Consider the following 15,666-nt stretch of genomic DNA (forward strand, 5'->3'; position numbering starts at 1 on the left):
GGTAACGGAAAACTGGAGGAGACATGGGAAGACTGGAAGGCAAAACATGCCTTGTGACGGCAGCAGGACAAGGAATTGGACGCGCGTCTGCCTTGGCAATGAAGGCGGAAGGGGCAACCGTTTGGGCATCGGATGTCAACGAGGCAGCTCTGGGCGAACTCGCCGGACTTGGTCTCAAGACCCTGCGTCTGGACGTTCGCGACCCGGCCTCCATTAAATCGGCTGTCGAAACAGTGGGGGCGGTCAACGCCCTGTTCAACTGCGCTGGTTTTGTCGCTCATGGATCCATATTGGACTGCGATGAAGACCAGTGGGGCTTCTCGATGGATCTGAACGTGACGGCCATGTATCGCATGATCCGCGCCTTCCTTCCGGCCATGCTTGAAAATGGCGGCGGCTCGATCATCAACATGTCATCGGCGGCCTCATCCGTGATTGCCGCCCCGAACCGTTTTGTCTACGGCACCACCAAGGCGGCCGTGATCGGCATGACCAAGGCTATTGCTGCAGACTTCATCACCAAAGGCGTCCGCTGCAATGCCATCTGCCCGGGCACCGTTGAAAGCCCGTCGCTGGAACAGCGCCTGAAAGACACCGGCGACTATGAAGCCGCCCGCAAGGCCTTCATCGCCCGCCAACCCATCGGTCGCATCGGCAAGGCCGAGGAAATCGCCGCGCTGGTGGTGTATCTCGCCTCCAACGAAAGCGCCTACACAACTGGAGCCGCCCACATCATTGATGGCGGCTGGTCCAACACCTGATATCCGGGAGAACAACATGAAACTCGTCCGTTTTGGAGAAGCCGGTGCCGAGAAGCCGGGCGTTGTCGACGCCAATGGCGCGATCCGGGACCTCTCCGGCATTATTGATGACGTGGCAGGCGCTGCCATCGACCCCGCCAACCTGAAGAAGCTGGCCGGAACCGACATCAACGCGTTACCGCTGGCGCCCGAAGGCGCTCGCCTTGGCCCATGCGTCGCGGGAACCGGTAAGTTCATCTGCATCGGCCTGAACTATGCGGATCACGCCGCCGAAAGTGGACTGGCTGTTCCGCCCGAACCCGTCATGTTCATGAAGGCTACGAGCGCGATCTGCGGCCCGAACGACCCGATCATCATCCCCAAGGGCAGCACCAAGACAGACTGGGAAGTCGAACTGGCCGTCATCATCGGCAAGCGTGCCAAATATGTCAGTGAAGCCGACGCCCTCGACTATGTGGCCGGGTATGCGGTCACCAACGATGTGTCGGAACGCGAATTCCAGATCGAGCGTGCTGGCCAGTGGACCAAGGGCAAGTCCTGCGACAATTTCGGGCAGATCGGCCCGTGGCTGGTGACCAGGGACGAGATTTCCGATCCGCAGAACCTTTCCATGTGGCTCACGGTCAATGGCGAGAAGCTGCAGAACGGCTCCAGCTCCACCATGGTCTATGGGGTTGCGTTCCTTGTGTCCTATCTCAGCCAGTTCATGAGCCTGCAGCCGGGTGATGTCATCTCCACCGGCACGCCTCCCGGTGTGGGCCTCGGCCAAAAGCCTCCCCGCTACCTCAAGCCGGGCGACGTCGTTGAACTCGGCATCGAAGGTCTTGGAACCCAGCGACAGGACGTGATCGCCGATCCGGAGGCCTGACACCATGATCCCCCTTCTGGACACCCATCAGCACCTGATTTACCGGAACAAGGTCGGATATGACTGGACCGGTGGCATCCCCGCTCTTGCGCAAGGCGACTTTACGCTGACCGACTATGCTGTCCTCACAAGGGACAGCGGGATCAGCGGATCCCTCTTCATGGAGACCGGGGTGAACGATGCCGATTATCAGGCGGAAGGCCGCTTTACAGCGGAACTTGCCGAGGATAAGGCATCCGGATTGAGGGGGATCATTGCGTCGATCCGTCCGGAAGAGGATGAGGGCTTTGACGCCTGGCTGGAAGAAAGCGTCGCCCTTGGCGTCGTTGGGTACCGGCGTATCCTGCATGTGGTCGACGACGAATTGTCGACCACGGCAACCTTTCGTCGCAATGTTTCAAAGATAGGCAAAACGGCACGCACATTCGACATGTGCTATCTCTCCCGCCAGCTTCCGCTCGCTGCCGAACTGGCCAAAGCCTGCCCCGACACGACCTTCATTCTCGATCACTGCGGCGTGCCCGACATTGCCGGGAACGGGCTCGATCCATGGCGGGCCAACATGACTGCGCTGGCCAGTTTGCCGAATGTAAACTGCAAGCTGTCCGGCATTCTTGCCTATTGCGCTCCGGGAACAGCGAGCCTTGAGACCATCCGCCCCTATCTTGACCATGTGCTGGAATGCTTCACGCCGCAGCGCATCGTCTGGGGAAGCGACTGGCCTGTCGTCAACCTTGCGAATGGACTGCCGGACTGGATCAACGTCACCAGATCAATCCTCGACGAATTGTCTGAGGATGAAGCACACGCTATCGGGCATCAGAACGCGGAACGCATCTACGGTCTCGCCTGATTGTTGTTAAAGGTCGATCTCGACGACACCGCCAGCTTGCGCGGCGCGCGATTGACACAGGATGATGCTGTTCTCCCGCTGCTTTTTCGACAGCACAAAGTCCCTATGTTCGACCTCTCCGGAGACAAGACCGCATTTGCAAACCCCGCATATGCCGTCCGAGCATTTCACATCCACATGAATGCCCCGCGCCGACAGTGCATCCGTTGCCGTCTCTTCCGCCCCCACCTCAAGAACCAGATCGGATTTCAGGAGCTTCAATGTGAAGGCGTGGTTTTCATAGTCCGGCATGTCCGGAACATTGAAATACTCCACATGCCGCTCCTCATCGGAAAACCCGGATTTTTCCGCCGCAGCCATGACCGCGTCCATATAGGGAACCGCCCCGCAGCAATAGACGTGATCACCGGGCTGATAGCCGCCCAGAACCGTCTCAAGGTCGGCCCGTGAGCCCTCGTTGCTGATATGGAGATGGACCTTTTCGAACCACGGGAACTTCGCAAGGTCCTCAAGATAGCCCGCGCTAGACCGCGACTTGCAGGAATAGTGCATCTCGAAATCCGCCTCGATTGCATGCAGCCTGTGCGCCATCGCGATCATAGGGGTGATGCCGATCCCTCCCCCCATCAGGTAGGAGCGCCGTGCCGTTTCCACGAGCGGGAAATGATTGATCGGCTTGGAAATGAAGATCCTGCGTCCCTTGCTGAAGATCCGGTGCAAGAGCAAGGAGCCGCCGCGTCCCGCATCTTCCCGGAGGACGCCGATCTGATACCTGGTCCGGTCTGCCGGATTGCCGGACAGCGAGTACTGCCGCAGAAACTCCGGAGCCACCACAATGTCGATATGGGCGCCAGCCGTCCATTCCGGCAGCAAGCTGCCATCAACAGCAGCAAACTCGTACTTGGTGACGCCGTCGGTCATCTGTTCGACTTCAACGATTTCGACCTGAATGACAGGCGCGTCTCCACTGATCTTGTAGCTGTGGACGAGATCGTCTGTCTCACCTCTCGAGAGCTTGGCCTTGTACTGCTCCGCCGTGATCATCGCCTGATAGGCCTCGATGCCCTTCTCCCGATCCATCGGGAAAGGGAACGGCCAGGGATGCGGAGCCAGATTGGCCGGATACACAGCCAACGTCTGGTCTTCGTATTTCAGATCGAGGTCTTTCTGCAAAGCACGCTGGTTGACCGGGTGCTCGGTCGGTCGATAGGCCCCGTCCTCCGCAAGCTCCAGATCCCACCACCACTTCTTGACGACATTCTGTTCGCCATTACCGACAAGATCATCGAGCTTGGCCAGCAACGGAGCCGCCTTTGGAATGTTCATGGCAGCCCAGCGGAACGGCGCTTCGGCGAAAACCCCTTCCAGATTCCACGGGCAGGTCTTCATGCAACGGCCACACATCGCCCCGCCTTCATTGGTGATCCGGTAGGTCGTGCATTTCTGGCTGTCCGATTTCCAGATCTCATAGCCGTTGAACATCAGTTTCGGGCCAGCCGTGATCGCTCCCGACGGGCACTCGCGTGCGCATTTGTTGCAAGCCTCGCAAAAGCTTTGCAAGCCGAAGGAAATCGGCTTGTCATGAGCGACCGGCATGGTTGTCGTCACTACGCCGGATTTCAGCCGTGGCCCAAGGAACGGATTGAGGATCACCTCTCCGATCCGGCTGACCTCGCCTAGCCCTGAAAGAAGGAGGAGCGGCGGCTGTAACACCTCGCCATCAATCACCGTGTGGGCCTTGGCTTCATAGCCGAGATTGCGGATCTGCTGGGCGACGATGCTGCCCAGAATGGAAAACCGCAGATAGGCACGCATGGATTGGGAGACGGCAATCCAGTCGTCACCCGAAGCCCCCTCCATGGTCTCGTAGCCCTGATCGATGACCATGGAAATCGCCTGATCATGCGGCGGATCGATGGGATTTCCCGCCGCATCGTGGGAATACCACGCCCAATCCGGACATCTGGAGATGCCAACAGCATCGACGCCCAGAAAATAGGACATCGCCTTGAGATTTTGTGCATTTTCCTGCGGATCGGATGTCCCCTGACGCGAAGCGGCGGGCTCTCCGTCCTGAAGCAGGACGAACGCACCAAGAGCACGACGCTGCGCCATGGACGGCGCAGACTTGCGAACATATTTTCCGCCGGTCGAGGCCTGCTGCACCTTCTTGCCCAAGTCGCCGAACAGGGAGCGGGCAAACATGTCTGTACGCTTTGGAACCCGTGGTACCCGCGCCTCGTCGATATAGGTCGTCGGCGTATCGACCCGTTTCAGGGTCTCAAACGGATGGGCCCCATCCACGAAACGGCGTTTTTCATACGGATCGAGGTTCCCCGCATTCTTGGCTGTGCGGTAGCCGAACGTCCAGGCAAGGCCATGGGTCTTGGAACGGTGCTGTTCAGCCAAGGGCATGAGCGGCAAGTCATGCGCAAAGGGAAGCGTGGTGGTGACAGCGGCAATTGCAAACTGCTCCCCCAGATAAGGATTGTGAAGCCTGCCGTCTTCCACACTTGCAAGACCCGATGCCACCGCAAGCTGGTTCAAATCAACATCGGACGTCGAATGCCCATGAGCACAGGCTTCATGCCCCAGCAGGCGAATATATTGCGCAAGCACCACGGCAACTTCCATGGCGCGCAGTGCAGACCGATGGCGTTCAGCCCCTCTCAGCCAATCATATCCCGGTTCATCCTCCCGCACAGGCCGGGGTGTTTGAACCAGAAAGACAAGCGCATGCTTGTGGTGGGCAACGGATTTCGGCGGGGCATTCACGGCGTCTCGCAGATCAGCCATGATCATGTCGATGCCCGAAGCAAGGGATTTGCATTGCCCTGTTCGCAGCTTTTCCGCCAGACGGTCCATGTCCGGATTTCTCAGCGGCATATCGAGGAAGGAAACCGGCTGAAGCCCGCAAGTTGCGGCCATCGAGACATCGGAGAAATAGGCAAAGGCCTTGAGATGGTTCTTGCGCTCGACCAGACTGTCCGGAATTTCAGCGCGTGCAGCGTTGACCAGGCCATCACGAACCGCGTCCAACATCGCCTGCGCTTCGGTCATCGCGTTGATGATGTTCTGCGGGCTGTCGGGCCGAGAAAAAACCATGTGGTCCATGTCCGGGACACCGGTTGGCAGCACCGCGCGATCCCGCCGTGCCAGACGTTCCAGCGGAAACGGTCCCAAATGGACGGGTCTCGTCTTGTCCGAGAAAAATCTCAAAATGTCTCTCCCGTGGCAGCTCATTCAGGCGGCCACCCTCTTGCAAAAACCCTTGCGCTCCACCCTCCGTTCCAGTGGAGCCTATCGATCAAAGTCTGGTCAGTTGAACGTCTTCGCCTTCGGTCAATTTGTCGATTGCAGTCATGACAAGGTCGTACACATCCTTATCCAGTTTGCCGGCAAAGTGATGGTTCATTTCCCGCACAAGGACATGGCAAGCTTTCAGTTTGGCCTGCCCCAACTCGGTCAGGGCAACTTCGGTAAACCGCTTGTCATCGCTGATACCGTTTCGCTCCAGAAGCCCTTGTTCTTCCATCGTTTTCAACAAACGGGAGACTGCAGGACGGGCGATGCAGATATAGTCAGCCAGCAGGGACGGCGTCGTAACCCCTTCAAGCCCGACGCCTCTGAGCACACACCATTGCAGCCGTGTGATTCCATGGTCTGACAACTGCTTCTCCAGTCGGCTTTCCATGATCCGGGCAAGGCGCGTCACCTTGAAACCGATCCTGTTGTGCAGCGTGAATTCCTTGGCCATATCACAACCCAGATGAATGATCTTGACTAACTTCAACTCATGACATCTTATTCGATTAACAATGATAATTAATGAAGTTAATTACCAAAGTAAACTATCTTGGGGGAGAACAGATGAAAACCGGATCACACGGTATCAAGGCCGGGATAACCGCAGCGCTGGCAACGGCTGCCCTGTGCATGGGTTTGAACGCAGCTGTCGCAGACGAGTTGAAAGTGGCGCATTTCATGCCGTCCATGCATCCCATGGACAAGGGCGTGATGACCCCGCTCGCAGAGGAAATCAGCGCAGCGACCAATGGCCAGCTGACCATGCGCATTTATCCGTCAGGTGAATTGGGCAAGGGCCCTGTGCAGCAATACAAGCGCGTTGTGACAGGCGTTGCCGACATCGTGTTCGGCATTCCCGAATATACCCCGCAACAATTCGCCAAGACCGGCCTCGTCCACATTCCGGGACTTTTCGAGGATGGCACCCAGGCAACCAACGCCTTGTGGAACAATATCGAGCTGTTTGAAGATGAATACGCACAGACCAAGTTGCTTGGCCTTTGGGCAAACAACCCGTCCGTTCTTATCTCCCGCGAAAAGCCGGTTCGTTCGCTTGCAGATCTACAAGGCATGAAGATCCGCACCCCCAATCCGGTTATGGCGCAACTGGTTGAAGCATGGGGCGCAATCCCTGTCTCCATGCCGACAACGGACACATATAACGCCATGAACACTGGTGTGATCGATGCCGTCATGATCGGCCCATCCGGCATTCGCTCCTACAAGCTTCACGAGACCGCGAAATACGTCACCACAAACATTCCCTCCGCCCTCGACAGCTTTTACCTGCTGATGAACAAGCAGAGCTGGGACGCGCTGAGCGACGAGCACAAGGCAAAACTGGATGAGCTGACGGGCCGCGCAATAAGCCTGCGAGGCGCGAAGGCATTTGCCGAAGCCGGACAGGCAGGCCTCAAGCTCGCGGAGGAAGCAGGCGTTGAACTGATTCAGATCGACACAGCTGCCGAAGCCGAGTTTCGCAAGAAGATGGAACCGGCCATTGCCAAGATCCTGAACCAGAAAAGCGAAGAAACCGGCAAAAATGCCGAAGCCATCGCAGCTGCCCTGAGTGCCCGTTAAGCATCATGGCATTTGAAAAACTTGGAAACTCCACCTCGCGGGAAGCGGGGTGGAGACACTGGCTTGAGGTGCCGCTGGTAATACTCGGCGCGCTTGCAACGTTTGCCCTCATGGGCCTGTCCGTTTCGGACGCCCTGCTCCGCTCCTTCCTGAATGCTCCAATCTTTGGCGCAAATGACTACGCGCAGATCATGCTTTCCTTCATCGTGGCCATCAGTTTTCCACTTTGCGCCCTGTCCGGGCGGCTGATTGCCATCGACACATTGGTGAGAAAGCTTCCTCGCCAGCTACAGTCGCTGACCGACTGGGTCATGACGATCATCGGAATTTGCATTCTCGGCTATGTCTCCTGGCGCGCATTCATCAATGCTCGGGAAGCGGCCCTCTTTGGAGAAACCACCCTCCTCCTCCAATTGCCCTTTGGCCCGTCCTACTACGCCGTTTCCATCGGCTGCGGCCTGTCGGCCCTTGTCCTCCTTGCAGAAAGATTTGGCCGATGAGCCCGGAAACATATGGGGTTTTGGGCTTTCTCGCCCTCTTCGCTCTTCTCGGGCTTGGCGCGCCAGTCGCCATCGCTCTTCTGGTCGTCGGCTTTGCAGGGACTGTCGCCCTTTCAGGGTTTCAAGCCGCTGCCTTCACCCTGAGTGGTCAGATCTTCGCGACCGTCACGGTCTATGAACTCACCATCATCCCGCTCTTCATCCTGATGGGCAATCTCGCCTCGGCGGCAGGTCTGAGCCGCGACCTTTTCGAAGCTGCGCACAAGATCATCGGCCACCTGAAAGGCGGCCTCGCAGCTGCGACCATCATGGGTTGCGCCGGATTTGCCGCCCTTTCCGGATCGTCGATTGCCTCGGCAATCACGATGGGCAAGGTCGCCTATCCGGAAATGCAGCGCTTCAACTACGGCGACAAACTAGCCACCGGTTCCATCGCCGCAGGTGGGACGCTTGGCATCCTGATCCCGCCATCAACGGGCTTCGTCATCTATGCCGTGCTGACCGAGGAATCCATCGGACGGTTGTTCATGGCCGGCGTCCTGCCGGGCATTCTGCTCACCACGCTGTTTCTCGTAGCAATCGCCGTCGTCACCTTCTTCTGGCCGGAAGAAGGCCCACGCGGACCCGTCTTCTCCACACGCGAAAAGCTCGCCAGCCTCTTTCGGGCAACCGGCATCGGCAGCATTATCTTCATCACCATCGGCGGGATCTACACCGGCTTTTTCACACCGGTGGAGGCGGCGGGTGTCGGCGCGTTTTTCGCATTGGTCATGCTCGTCCTGCGGCGCAAATGCACACTGCAGACGCTTTATTCCGTAAGTTCGGAGACTCTGAAAACCACAGGCATGGCGTTCTTCATTCTGGTCGGAGCCAATGTGTTCGCGCCCTTCGTGGCCCTGTCGCATCTTCCGGCAACCATCGCCTCCTCCATGACCGGCCTGGAGCTCGGCGTTTATGGAACCCTGGCACTGATCCTGCTGGGCTATGTGATCCTCGGCATGTTCATCGAAGGGCTGTCACTTCTGGTTATTACCTTGCCCATCGTCTTCCCATTGGTCATGAGCCTTGGCTTCGACCCTATCTGGCTTGGCGTCGTCATGGTCCTTGTTCTGGAGATGGGACTGATTTCACCTCCGGTCGGCGTGAATGTCTTCATCGTCAAGAGCGTGGTTCCCAACGTGAGGATCGAGACGATTTTCGCAGGTATCATGCCGTTTTGGGTTGCCATGATTGCAACGCTTGCGCTGATCGTCGCGTTTCCGCAGATCGCCCTCTTGCTTCCGAACGCCATGTACAATTGAGCAAGCCGCAGCGTCATCAATGCGATGCGGTTTCTCCAAAGCAACCGCATTTCCGACCCTCAATTACCGATTGCACAACAACGTTTGACAGAGACCAGTACAACGTTGTATCAAAATTTTAGTACATCGTTGTACTAGTAGCAAAATCCTTGGGAGGATCAGCATGCGCAATCTTCTTTTGTCCGTTCTCACCGCCAGTGTTGCGTCCGGGGCACTCATCACTGCGGCAGCGGCAGACATCACCATTACCTATCCGGCCGGTTGGGAAGGCCTGATGGAACCGGCATTCGCGGATTTCGAAAAGAAAACCGGCGAAAAGGTTGTTTCCACCGTAGTCCCCAAGGAAATCGACCAGCGCATCACGGTCGATTTTGCCGGAGGAGCCGCCTCGGACGTGGTTGTCTATGACAGCTACCGCACAGCCGAGTATGCAGAGAGCGGATACCTTGCGGACCTGAGCGCCTATACCAGCAACTGGGGCGCGTGGGACAACTACTTCGGGTCGCTGAAGGAGATTTCCACCATTTCCGGTTCGGTTCGCGGCATCCCGGTTTACACCGACGTGCGCATGCTCTGGTACAATCGCGCCATCTTCGAAAAGGCCGGTATCGAACAGCCGTGGCAGCCGAAGACATGGACAGACATTCTGGACGCAGCCGAAAAGGTGAAGGCCACCAACCCGGACGTCGACTACCCGATCTATTTCCCGGTCGGAACCAAGCTGGCCGAAGCCACCACCATGCAGGGCTTCTACATGGCCCTTCTGGGCGCTGACGGCTCCGAAGGCGGTGCCAACCGCCTGCGCGACTGGAACGAAGGCAAGTGGATCGGCGACAGCCCGGCCATCCGCAAGACCCTGTCGCTCTATCAGGAGATCTTCCTCAACAAGGAACTCTCCGGCCGCGAGCTCTACTACACTCCGGATGTCTGGGGCGACATGCGTCGCGCATTTGCCAATGGCGAGATCGCCATCATGGCCAACGGGTCGTGGGAATACAATTCGATCTGGCGCGCAGCCGGGATCGAAAAGACACCGCAAGAGCGTGATGAATTCATGGCGTGGACCCGATTCCCCGGCGATGGTTCTGCAGATGCTCCCCAATTCAGCAATATCTCCGGTGGCTGGAACGTCGCAATTGCGGAGTCTTCCGATCAGAAAGACCTCGCATGGCAGCTGGTCGAGAGCATCTTCGATGCCGACCGTTATGCCGAGTGGGTCGCAGGTCAGGGACGCCCGGCCGTTCGCCGCGATGCCCTTGAAGCACCGGCCTACAAGGCCGACACCTATCTGACATCCCTGTCTCCGCTGCTTGAAGAAACAACGGGCCGTGACACCTATCCGGGTTACTCTTCCGTCTCCGCCTTCGTCCAGCAGGCGACCACGGACATTCTGGATGGCAAGACGATCGACGAGACCGTCGCAACGTTCCGCGAGAACCTTGAAGACGAGTTTGGCGAAGATCAGGTCAAGATCATCGAGTAAATCCAAGTCGGAAAACCCGGCGGCCTTGGTCGCCGGGATTTCTGTTTCGGCAGCCTTTCGGCGGCCAACGGACCGCCCACCACATGAGTGCGATGGTCTGTTAAAAAGGCGCTCCAGCTCAAGCTTGGCGAGACCCAGGATGATTACGACTTCCCATGTGTGGCTCCGTCGGTCGGCAACACCGATGGCCATCGCAGCCATTCCGGCTATCCTTTTTATTTTATTGTTCGTCTTCTATGCCGGATGGACAATCTGGACGAGCTTCACCGATCTCGCCCTTTTGGGACGGAAGTCCGTCAATCCGAACTTCGTCTGGTTTGACAACTACATCCGGCTGGTTACCCGGGACGGCTTCCTTGCCTCCGTCTGGACAACCACGGTTTTCACCTTCTTCTCGGCAATTGTCGGCCAGTGCGGCATTGGCCTGTTGCTGGCGATCCTTCTCAAGAACAGTCGCTTCAAACTGAAGAGTGTCGTGGAATTCGCGATCCTGTTCGGCTGGCTTGCACCGGACGTGGTTGCCGCCTTCATGTGGAACGCCTTTGCCAGTTCCGACGGCATGATCAACGTCATGATCCTGCAGCCACTCGGCTTTGAAAAAGTCAATCTCCTCAATGAATACGCCATCGAGGTCGTGATCATCGCCAATATCTGGAAGGGTACGGCGTGGTCCTATCTCTTGTTCTCTGCCGCTCTTGATACCGTGTCGAAGGAAGTTATCGAGGCAGCCTATATGGACGGTGCCAACGCCCTGCAGCGCCTGCGCCACGTGCTCCTGCCGCTCCTGCGAGCCCAGATTGCCACCAACCTGCTCTTCGTCACCATCTGGACCTATGCGTTCTTCTCCCTGATCTACGCGCTGACCGGCGGCGGACCGGGCCGCGAGACCGAGGTCCTGTCCATCTACATGTACAAGCAGGCCTTTGATGTCGGGAAACTCGGATACGGATCTGCTGTTGCCATTGCGATGATGCTGATCGTCGGTGTGCTGTCCGTTTTCTATGTCCGTCAAAGCAAGGATCAGACGAAATGACCGCCAATCTGAAGAAAAGCCCGGCGCAATCCGTCTCGACAAATGTCCTTTTGGCGATGCTCATCATAGTGTGGCTCAGCCCCCTGTCGTGGCTGATGATGACCTCGGTCAACCCGAACCCGTCCGGCGGGTTCGCGGTTCCCACATCCCTCACCTTTGACCACTTCCTGACAGCTATGTCGGGCACCTCCTTGCGGCAGTTCCTCAATTCGTTGTTGATCGCCTTCAGCGCCGCGACACTGACCACCATCCTTGCAGCGCTTGCCGCCTATCCGTTTTCCCGGCTCAACATTCCCTACAAGAACACGATCCTGTGGAGCCTCGCGCTGCTGCGCATCCTGCCCTCCACGGCGATCATCATTCCCGTGTTCCTGACCGGTCGAGCCCTCGGCCTGCTGAACACCGGCGGAGTGGTTCTGGTCCTGACCTTGATGAACCTTCCTTTCGCGATCCTGCTCTTGAAGAATTTCTTCGACACGATCCCGCCGGAGCTTGAAGAAGCCGGATATATGGAAGGTGCGACCCTTCGCCAGGGGCTGATGTATATCGTTCTGCCGCTCTCCCGCGCAGGTCTTGCCGTCATCTGGTTCATGGCCTTCACCAGCGCGTGGAACGAGTTCCTGTTCCCCTTCCTCATGCTTCGAAGCGACCAGGCATTCCCCATGGCGGTCGGCCTCTACGCAGCCTTCGGCCAGTATGGCGCAACGGATTACGGCTTCCTGACAGCCTATTCCATCATCTACACCGCCCCCGCGATCGCGGTCTATTTCATGCTGAAGCGAAACCTGACTACAGGCTTTGCCGGCGTTGGCGTGAAGGGATGATCCCATGACCCTCGAAAAACGTCAGGCCAAACTAAGACGCTTTCTGGCCGAGTTGAAAAAGCACTGCGAATGGAGTGCCGGTTCGCCTCTGCCATTGCACTACAAGTTCACGGAAGACAGCAACGAGAGCGTCCTTGCCGAGGACTGGACGTATTGGCCGGTTGCAGAGCCCACCCTGATCTGGGGTGGAGCGAAAAAGCATCACTGGTTTGCCACTAGTCTTCAAATGCCGGAAGCGCCCGACGATGCAGAACTGGTGCTCCGCATTCGGGCAGAGAACGTTGTCCTGATGGGCCGCACACAAGGACAGGGCCTTGTCTGGCTGAATGGCAAGATCCTGCAGGGGGTCGACGGCTATCATCCGGAAATAGTGCTGGAGAAGTGCATTCCGGCGGGGGAAATGGCGACCCTGCACATCAACCATTATACCGGAGACACCCGGCAGCTTTGCGGCTATCAGCTGGAACGCCTCTGGCGCGACAAGAATGCCCAGCAGCTCTACTACGACCTCAATGTGCCATTTGAGGTTTCTCTCCGGCTGGCGGACAATGACCTGCGCAAGCACCGGATACTGGACCAGATAGACGAGGCCCTGCTTTCCCTCGACTTTCGGGATCGGGACTGTTTCTCCGCCTCTCTGCCTGCCGCTCTTAAGATTGCGGCCCGGATCTATCAGCTCACGGATACGCAGGACAAACCGACAGCAAGCTGCGTCGGGCATACCCATATCGATGTTGCCTGGCTCTGGCCCGTGTCCCAGACCCGCGAAAAGATGATGCGCTCCATGGCAACCGCCTTGAAGCTGCTGGATGAGAACCCAGACTTCGTCTTCATGTATAACCAGTGTGTCCTGCTGGACTATCTGGAACAGGACGCGCCGGAGCTCTTTGCCCGCATCAAGGAGCATGCGGCCAATGGACGGTTCGAGATCGAAGGCGCCATGTGGCTGGAGCCGGATGTCAACATCATCTCCGGCGAATCCATGGTCCGACAACTGCAGCGCGGCAAGCGTTACCACATGGAGAAATTCGGCGTGGAGCCGAAGATCCTCTGGCTGCCCGACACTTTCGGATATTCCGCGGCCATGCCGCAGATCATGCGCAAGGCAGGTGTGGAGTTTCTGGTCACCAGCAAACTCTCCTGGAACGACACCAATCGTATGCCCAATGACACGTTCTTCTGGCACGGGATCGATGGCACCGAGGTCAAGACCTACTTGATCACCACGCAGAAAGACGACGCGCCAACGATCCGAACCAATTACGGGCCGGACCTCAATGTCTCTTTCGTGCAAGGGGCATGGAACCGCTACGAGCCCAAGCACCTCAATGACAACATCCTGATCCCCTTCGGCCACGGCGATGGCGGCGGCGGCGTCACACAGGAGATGATCGAGGTCGCCCAGCGCATGGAGCGCGGCATTCCGGGAAGTCCGAAAGTTCGGTTTGAGGGAATTGTTCCCTTCCTGGCCCGTCTTGGGGACAATATGGACGCAACACCGCAAAAGTTCGCCAAGTGGGTGGGTGAGCTTTATCTGGAATACCATCGCGGCACACTGACGTCCCTTGGCAAGAACAAGCGCTCCAATCGGCAGGCCGAGGCGTTGCTGAAGGATCTCGAATTCGTCATCGCCCAACTGGCGATAGCGAAAGATGGCGTGGATTTGCATGAAGATGCGCTGAACGAATTCTGGCGCATGACCCTGCTCAACCAGTTCCATGACATTCTGCCCGGTACATCCATCGCGGAAGTCTACGAGTACAGTGACCGCGACTATGAAAGGCTCTTTGCGGCCATTGACGAATTGATGTCTCGGGTGCTCGCAGGCGCTGTCACGGCCCCCATGGCGCTGGTCAATGCAAGCTCGATAAACAGAGACGGTGAGCTGGCAAGCTTCGGACAGTGTCTGGATGAGGCGGCGGCGACAATCGATGTGGATGGCACAGCCCTGCCATTTCAGACCATTCATCGAGCTGACGGGACATTCGAGAAGGCAACCAGACTGCCTGCAGTTCCAGCAACCAGTGTGATTGCAGTCGCCCCTTCAGCAGATCCCGTTGACGGTTCTCACCCTGATCCAGAACTCGCAGTCGATGACCGCCGTCTGGAAAACCGGTATCTGCGCATCGAGTTTGATGAGAGCGGAGAAATTGTCTCCTTCTTCGACAAGGAAAAACAACGCGAAGTCCTGAGGCAAGGCGGAAAGGCAAACCGGCTTGTGGCCTTTGAGGACAAACCGCTCTTCTGGGATGCCTGGGACATAGACTGGTATTTCGATGAAAAGAGCTGGCCGGTAGACCCAGCCACACAGATCGACATCGTGGAACACGGCCCTCATCGTGCAGCCCTTCGCATCGAACGGCGCTACAACGCATCCACCATCGTCCAGATCGTCTCTCTTGGTTGCTCGGATCAACTGGTCGAGTTCGACACCCATGTCGACTGGAAGGAGAGCCAGACTCTGCTCAAGGCGGGTTTTGAACTGGACATCCTGACGACAGACGTGAAGTCGGAAATACAGTTTGGCCATGTCATCCGCCCGACCCATGAAAACACAAGCTGGGATCAGGCGCGGTTCGAAGCAAGCATGCACAAGTGGGTCGCCCTGACCGAAAGCGGGTATGGGGCAGCTGTTTTGAATGACTGCAAGTACGGCTATGACGCTCGCATCGGCGATCTTCGCATCACCCTGATCAAGTCGGGAACCTATCCGTTTGAAACGGCTGATCAGGAAGAACACCGCTTCCGCTACGCCCTGACAATCGCGCATGGCGAAGCCGCCCTGACCACCATTGCCCGCCGCGCTGAATTCTTCAGTCATCCCTTGAAAGCAATCGCCTTGGCACCCAGTACCTCGCAGGGTTCCTCAACAGGGTCAGCAATCAAGATCGATACGCCGAACGTTGCGCTTCATGCGTTCAAGGCGAGTGACTGCGGACAGAAAATTCTGGTTCGTCTTGTTGAGGAAAGCAATCAACGGGTCGCGGCCAATATCCAGTTCGGCTTTCCGGTAGACCACATAGAGCGTGTCGATCTGATGGATCGTCCGCTTGAAAACCTGCCGACTGCGGCAGATGGCAGTCTACCGCTCACCTTTACCCCTTTTGAAATCGTCAGTCTGGCCGTCACCATACGGCGCGAAAACTAACGGGAACC

General features: G+C 57.6%; 12 protein-coding genes. 10 read left to right on the top strand and 2 right to left on the bottom strand.

All coding sequences use genetic code 11. The features are described 5' to 3' along the window. The first annotated feature begins 23 nt into the window (after positions 1-23). From F0155_RS00180 to F0155_RS00190, 3 genes are read left to right on the top strand one after another with little or no spacing between them, the layout of a single operon-like run. Positions 24-761 (top strand): SDR family oxidoreductase, encoded by a 738-nt coding sequence (locus F0155_RS00180; protein ID WP_150522451.1) that lies wholly within the window; start codon positions 24-26, stop codon positions 759-761. 16 nt (positions 762-777) lie between these two features. Next, positions 778-1,629 (top strand): fumarylacetoacetate hydrolase family protein, encoded by an 852-nt coding sequence (locus F0155_RS00185; RefSeq protein ID WP_150522452.1) that lies wholly within the window; start codon positions 778-780, stop codon positions 1,627-1,629. Between the two features lie 4 nt (positions 1,630-1,633). Then, positions 1,634-2,482 (top strand): amidohydrolase family protein, encoded by an 849-nt coding sequence (locus F0155_RS00190; protein WP_204934366.1) that lies wholly within the window; start codon positions 1,634-1,636, stop codon positions 2,480-2,482. Positions 2,483-2,488: 6 nt separating this feature from the next. On the opposite strand, the gene F0155_RS00195 is transcribed toward F0155_RS00190, so the two are convergent. Together F0155_RS00195 and F0155_RS00200 are read right to left on the bottom strand one after the other, a co-directional pair. Beyond that, on the bottom strand, positions 2,489-5,701 hold the full coding sequence (locus F0155_RS00195) for a 2Fe-2S iron-sulfur cluster-binding protein (RefSeq protein ID WP_208999061.1): 3,213 nt from the start codon (positions 5,699-5,701) through the stop codon (positions 2,489-2,491). An 88-nt stretch (positions 5,702-5,789) separates the two neighbouring features. Next, the gene (locus F0155_RS00200) at positions 5,790-6,239 is read right to left on the bottom strand and encodes a MarR family winged helix-turn-helix transcriptional regulator (protein WP_150522454.1); all 450 of its coding nucleotides are present in this window, start codon (positions 6,237-6,239) and stop codon (positions 5,790-5,792) included. Between the two features lie 113 nt (positions 6,240-6,352). Here F0155_RS00200 and F0155_RS00205 point away from each other — a divergent pair, with 113 nt between their 5' ends. The 7 genes from F0155_RS00205 (at position 6,353) to F0155_RS00235 (ending at position 15,658) form a co-directional block, all read left to right on the top strand. After that, complete coding sequence (locus tag F0155_RS00205; protein ID WP_161599732.1) at positions 6,353-7,369, top strand: TRAP transporter substrate-binding protein; 1,017 nt, start codon at positions 6,353-6,355, stop codon at positions 7,367-7,369. A 5-nt stretch (positions 7,370-7,374) separates the two neighbouring features. Continuing rightward, entirely contained in the window at positions 7,375-7,869 is a 495-nt protein-coding gene (locus F0155_RS00210) for a TRAP transporter small permease (RefSeq protein ID WP_150522456.1), read from the top strand. Continuing rightward, entirely contained in the window at positions 7,866-9,170 is a 1,305-nt protein-coding gene (locus F0155_RS00215; RefSeq protein ID WP_150522457.1) for a TRAP transporter large permease, read from the top strand. Before F0155_RS00210 ends, F0155_RS00215 begins: the two co-directional genes overlap by 4 nt. A 163-nt stretch (positions 9,171-9,333) precedes the next feature. Next, the gene (locus F0155_RS00220; RefSeq protein ID WP_150522458.1) at positions 9,334-10,653 is read left to right on the top strand and encodes an extracellular solute-binding protein; all 1,320 of its coding nucleotides are present in this window, start codon (positions 9,334-9,336) and stop codon (positions 10,651-10,653) included. A 139-nt stretch (positions 10,654-10,792) separates the two neighbouring features. Beyond that, positions 10,793-11,686, top strand: coding sequence for a carbohydrate ABC transporter permease (locus tag F0155_RS00225; RefSeq protein WP_161599733.1), 894 nt, complete (start codon positions 10,793-10,795; stop codon positions 11,684-11,686). Continuing rightward, a complete protein-coding gene (locus F0155_RS00230) occupies positions 11,683-12,510 on the top strand; it encodes a carbohydrate ABC transporter permease (protein WP_150522460.1) in 828 nt (275 codons plus the stop codon). Before F0155_RS00225 ends, F0155_RS00230 begins: the two co-directional genes overlap by 4 nt. 4 nt (positions 12,511-12,514) lie before the next feature. Then, a complete protein-coding gene (locus tag F0155_RS00235) occupies positions 12,515-15,658 on the top strand; it encodes an alpha-mannosidase (RefSeq protein WP_150522461.1) in 3,144 nt (1,047 codons plus the stop codon). Positions 15,659-15,666: the final 8 nt, after the last annotated feature.

Origin of the sequence: Roseibium sediminis (assembly GCF_008711325.1) — a bacterium.
GTDB lineage: Bacteria > Pseudomonadota > Alphaproteobacteria > Rhizobiales > Stappiaceae > Roseibium > Roseibium sediminis.

What these genes read in the sequence shown, in the direction of transcription:
- F0155_RS00185 (WP_150522452.1), top strand. Translation starts at nt 778, where the DNA reads ATGAAACTCGTCCGTTTTGGAGAAGCCGGTGCCGAGAAGCCGGGCGTT.
- F0155_RS00210 (WP_150522456.1), top strand. Translation starts at nt 7,375, where the DNA reads ATGGCATTTGAAAAACTTGGAAACTCCACCTCGCGGGAAGCGGGGTGG.
- F0155_RS00200 (WP_150522454.1), bottom strand. Translation starts at nt 6,239, where the DNA reads ATGGCCAAGGAATTCACGCTGCACAACAGGATCGGTTTCAAGGTGACG.
- F0155_RS00215 (WP_150522457.1), top strand. Translation starts at nt 7,866, where the DNA reads ATGAGCCCGGAAACATATGGGGTTTTGGGCTTTCTCGCCCTCTTCGCT.
- F0155_RS00230 (WP_150522460.1), top strand. Translation starts at nt 11,683, where the DNA reads ATGACCGCCAATCTGAAGAAAAGCCCGGCGCAATCCGTCTCGACAAAT.
- F0155_RS00225 (WP_161599733.1), top strand. Translation starts at nt 10,793, where the DNA reads ATGATTACGACTTCCCATGTGTGGCTCCGTCGGTCGGCAACACCGATG.
- F0155_RS00180 (WP_150522451.1), top strand. Translation starts at nt 24, where the DNA reads ATGGGAAGACTGGAAGGCAAAACATGCCTTGTGACGGCAGCAGGACAA.
- F0155_RS00205 (WP_161599732.1), top strand. Translation starts at nt 6,353, where the DNA reads ATGAAAACCGGATCACACGGTATCAAGGCCGGGATAACCGCAGCGCTG.
- F0155_RS00235 (WP_150522461.1), top strand. Translation starts at nt 12,515, where the DNA reads ATGACCCTCGAAAAACGTCAGGCCAAACTAAGACGCTTTCTGGCCGAG.
- F0155_RS00220 (WP_150522458.1), top strand. Translation starts at nt 9,334, where the DNA reads ATGCGCAATCTTCTTTTGTCCGTTCTCACCGCCAGTGTTGCGTCCGGG.
- F0155_RS00190 (WP_204934366.1), top strand. Translation starts at nt 1,634, where the DNA reads ATGATCCCCCTTCTGGACACCCATCAGCACCTGATTTACCGGAACAAG.